The sequence below is a fragment of the uncultured Amaricoccus sp. genome (assembly GCF_937858865.1).
Taxonomy (GTDB): Bacteria; Pseudomonadota; Alphaproteobacteria; order Rhodobacterales; family Rhodobacteraceae; genus Amaricoccus.
Genome location: NZ_CALLYO010000173.1, coordinates 1 through 3,414, shown reverse-complemented (window position 1 = coordinate 3,414; position 3,414 = coordinate 1). Strand labels below are relative to the sequence as shown.

Sequence of the window (3,414 nt, the reverse complement as noted above, 5' to 3'; positions counted from 1 at the left end):
CGGCAGCCATCCCTTCGCCCCGTCCGTCTCGATCTCGCACCAGTCGTTGCGGCAAGCCGCGAGCCGGCCGATGACGCCGGGCTCGGCGAGCGCGCGCACCGCCGCCGCCTCGGTCGGGCCGGCGCGCAGCGGCACCGGCTCCTCGCCGAGGACGAGCCCGGTGCGTGCGCCGGAGAGGAGCGCGTGGTGCACCCAGCCACCGGCGCCTTCGGCGTCGCGCACCCGCCGCCACTGGCCGTACTCGGCGGTGATCTCGAGCGGCAGGCCCCGGTGGACGAACTCCCAGTCGACCCGCTGGTCGAGGCTCGGCCCGCGCCGGGCGTTGGCGGTCTCGCCGCGCATCGAGACGAAGCGCGGCAGGGGAAGGTTGGTCACCGGGCCGCGCGCCCCCTCCGCCGCGGCCGGCGCCTGCGGCGAAAGGCCGGCGAGAATGAGAACGAACGCCGCGGCTGCGGCCCGGCGCCGGAAGGGTGCGACGGTCATGCCAGTCCTGCTCTCGTGCCCTGCTCTCGTGCCTCTGCCGGGAAGTGTCTGGATCTCTCCCGCCTGCCCGTGCAATTGTCCGCTGACCATAACGACAATCCGAGCGTCTCGAAACAGGAAATCGCATGCCGTCAGCCCGTACGCGCGTCGTGGTGACGCGGCGTCTGCCCGCGCAGGTCGAAGCGCGGATGCAGGAGCTCTTCGACGTCGAACTCAATGCCGAGGACCGGCCGATGACGGCCGAGGAGCTGGCCGGCGCGATGAGCCGGGCCGACGTGCTGGTCCCGACCATCACCGACCGGATCGACGCGCGGCTGCTGGCGCAGGCCGGGCCCGACCTGCGGCTGATCGCCAACTACGGCGCGGGCTTCGACCATATCGACGTGGCGACGGCGCTGCAGCGCGGGATCATGGTGTCGAACACGCCGGGCGTGCTGGCCGAGGATACCGCCGACATGGCGATGGCGCTGATCCTCGCCGTGCCGCGCCGGGTGCCGGAGGGGGCGCTGATGATGCAGCGCGGCGAGTGGGAGGGCTGGAGCCCGACCGCGCTGATGGGGCACCGGATCGCCGGCAAGAAGCTCGGCATCCTCGGGCTCGGCCGCATCGGGCGTGCCGTCGCGCGGCGGGCGCGGCCGTTCGGGCTCGAGATCCACTATCACAACCGCCGGCGGGTGCATCCCGACATCGAGGCCGAGCTCGGCGCGACCTGGTGGGAGAGCCTCGACCAGATGCTGGCGCGCATCGACATCCTGTCGATCAACGTGCCGCACACCCCCTCGACCTTCCACCTGATGAACGCGCGGCGGCTGAAGCTGATGAAGCGCGACGCCTACATCGTGAACACCGCCCGCGGCGAGGTGATCGACGAGAACGCGCTGACCCGGATGCTCCGGGCGGGCGAGCTCGGCGGAGCCGGCCTCGACGTCTACGAGCACGGGCACGACGTGAACCCGCGGCTCCGGGACCTGCCGAACGTGCTGCTGCTGCCGCACATGAGCTCGGCGACCTTCGAGGGGCGGCTCGAGATGGGCGAGAAGGTCATCATCAACATCAAGACCTTCGCCGACGGGCACCGGCCGCCGGATCAGGTGGTCCCGGCGATGCTCTGAGGGCGCACGCAGGCGGCGCGCACGGGAGCGCACGCGTGCCCTCCCGGCAAGCCATTGGAATGGCTTGTCCGATTTTTCGTATAGACGTTGTATATACGCCGGGTCCGCTCGTCGTTTAGGAAAATGCAAGACGTTCCTTGGGCGTCCCCCGCGGCCCGTGCTAGCCTCTCCGCTGCGTGTGGGGTGTGTCGATGCCGCGGGTGTTGCTGCTCGGTCTTGTCGTTCTGGTGACGCTGTTCGGGCCGTCCGCGCGCGCGGACGAGCCGCTCTTCCGCGCCTTCGACGCGGCGGCGCTCGACGCGCCGGAGCGGCGCCTGGTGCAGGCGGCGCTCGCCGCCGCCGGCGACTACCACGGTGCGCTCGACGGCGCCTGGGGGGCGGAGAGCGCGGAGGCGCTCGCCGCCTTCGCCGCGCGGGAGTTCGACGGGCCGCCGCTCGCGGTGCACGTCGCGGCGCTGGTGCTGCAGCTCGCCGAGGCAGTGCGCGCGGACGGGTGGGATTTCCGCTACCTGCCCGAGCTCGGCATCTCGCTCGCCCTGCCCCTGGCGCGGCTCGGTCCGCCCGAGCCCGAGGAGGGCGGCGAGCGGCGCTGGAGCGAGGACGGCCGGCTGACCGTGCTCACCCACGATTTCGACGCCGAGGCGGCGCGGCGCTGGCACGGGGCGGCGATCAAGGCGAACGCGGAGGCGGCGGCGCTCGTCACCGAGCGCGGGGCGGCGCGGCTCGTCACCCGCGGCGTGCTCCGGGACGGCCGCGCCTTCTACACCCGCTCGGACAGCACCGGCGCGGGCTGGGCCACGGTGCTGCTCGTGGCAACGCCGGAGGACGCGGGCGCGCTCGGCCTCGCGGCGGCGAGCATCGGCCCGGGCCGGCCGGCGCCCTGGGACCTGCCGCAGGGCGGCCACCTCGCCGGGCTCATCGCCGCCGCCGGGGCCTTCCTGTCGGGGACGGACGCCCTGCCCGCCAGCCTGCCGGACGCCGTGCCGGATGCCTGGCCGACCGGGGCGCCGGCCGCGGCGGCGCCGCCCTCGAGCACCGGCACCGGCTTCTATCTCGGCGCCGAGACGGTGGTGACGGCCGAGCATGTGGTGGCCGGCTGCGCCCGCGTCAGCCTGCCCGACGGGCGCGACTTCGCCCTGCTCGCCGCCGACCCCGACCTCGACGTCGCGCTGCTCCGGGCGCCGGCGCCGGCGCGGCACTGGCTGTCGCTGGCCGAGGACGAGCTCCGGCTCGGCCAGCAGGTGCATGCGGCGGGCTTTCCCTACTATTCGATCGCCGGGACCTCGCTGAACCTGACCAGCGGCAACGTCAGCGCGCTGGCCGGGGTGGACGACGACCGGCGCTTCTTCACCTTCTCCGCCCCGGTGCAGCCGGGCAACAGCGGCGGGCCGCTGGTCGATTCGCACGGCGCGGTGCGCGGGCTGGTGGTGGCGCGGCTGTCGGAGGAATTCATCGCCGAGGCGACCGGCACGCTGCCGCAGAACGTGAACTACGCGCTCGGCGAGGGGGAGCTCGAGCGCTTCCTCGACGGGCACGGCGTCTCGCCGGCCCCGGGCGGGCTCGGCGGCTACGACATCGCCGAAGGGGCGCCGGCCGCCTTCGGCGAGGCCGTCGTGCCGATCGTCTGCCGCTGACACCCGGCGGTCGTACGGGCGGACGGGGGGCGCGGGGCTTTCGGCCGCGGTCGCACGAGCCGGACTCGAGGATCTCGCATGATGCGCCTCACGGGTCGCATCCTGTACGAAACGCCGCTCCAGGGAGAAGAGGGCAGCGCCCGACCCGGCGGGCGAGAAGCGCCCGCCTGGGGCGGGGCGGGCGC

General features: G+C 74.0%; 3 protein-coding genes. 2 read left to right on the top strand and 1 reads right to left on the bottom strand.

Annotated elements, in window-relative coordinates; all coding sequences use genetic code 11:
- Nucleotides 1-375: SH3 domain-containing protein (locus tag Q0112_RS04745; protein WP_367278437.1), on the bottom strand; the 375-nt coding region annotated here is incomplete at its 3' end.
- A 233-nt stretch (nucleotides 376-608) separates the two neighbouring features.
- Between Q0112_RS04745 and Q0112_RS04740 the strand changes: the two genes are divergently transcribed.
- Together Q0112_RS04740 and Q0112_RS04735 are read left to right on the top strand one after the other, a co-directional pair.
- Complete coding sequence (locus Q0112_RS04740) at nucleotides 609-1,595, top strand: D-glycerate dehydrogenase (RefSeq protein ID WP_297972142.1); 987 nt, start codon at nucleotides 609-611, stop codon at nucleotides 1,593-1,595.
- A gap of 203 nt (nucleotides 1,596-1,798) precedes the next feature.
- Complete coding sequence (locus Q0112_RS04735) at nucleotides 1,799-3,229, top strand: S1C family serine protease (RefSeq protein WP_297972141.1); 1,431 nt, start codon at nucleotides 1,799-1,801, stop codon at nucleotides 3,227-3,229.
- Nucleotides 3,230-3,414: the final 185 nt, after the last annotated feature.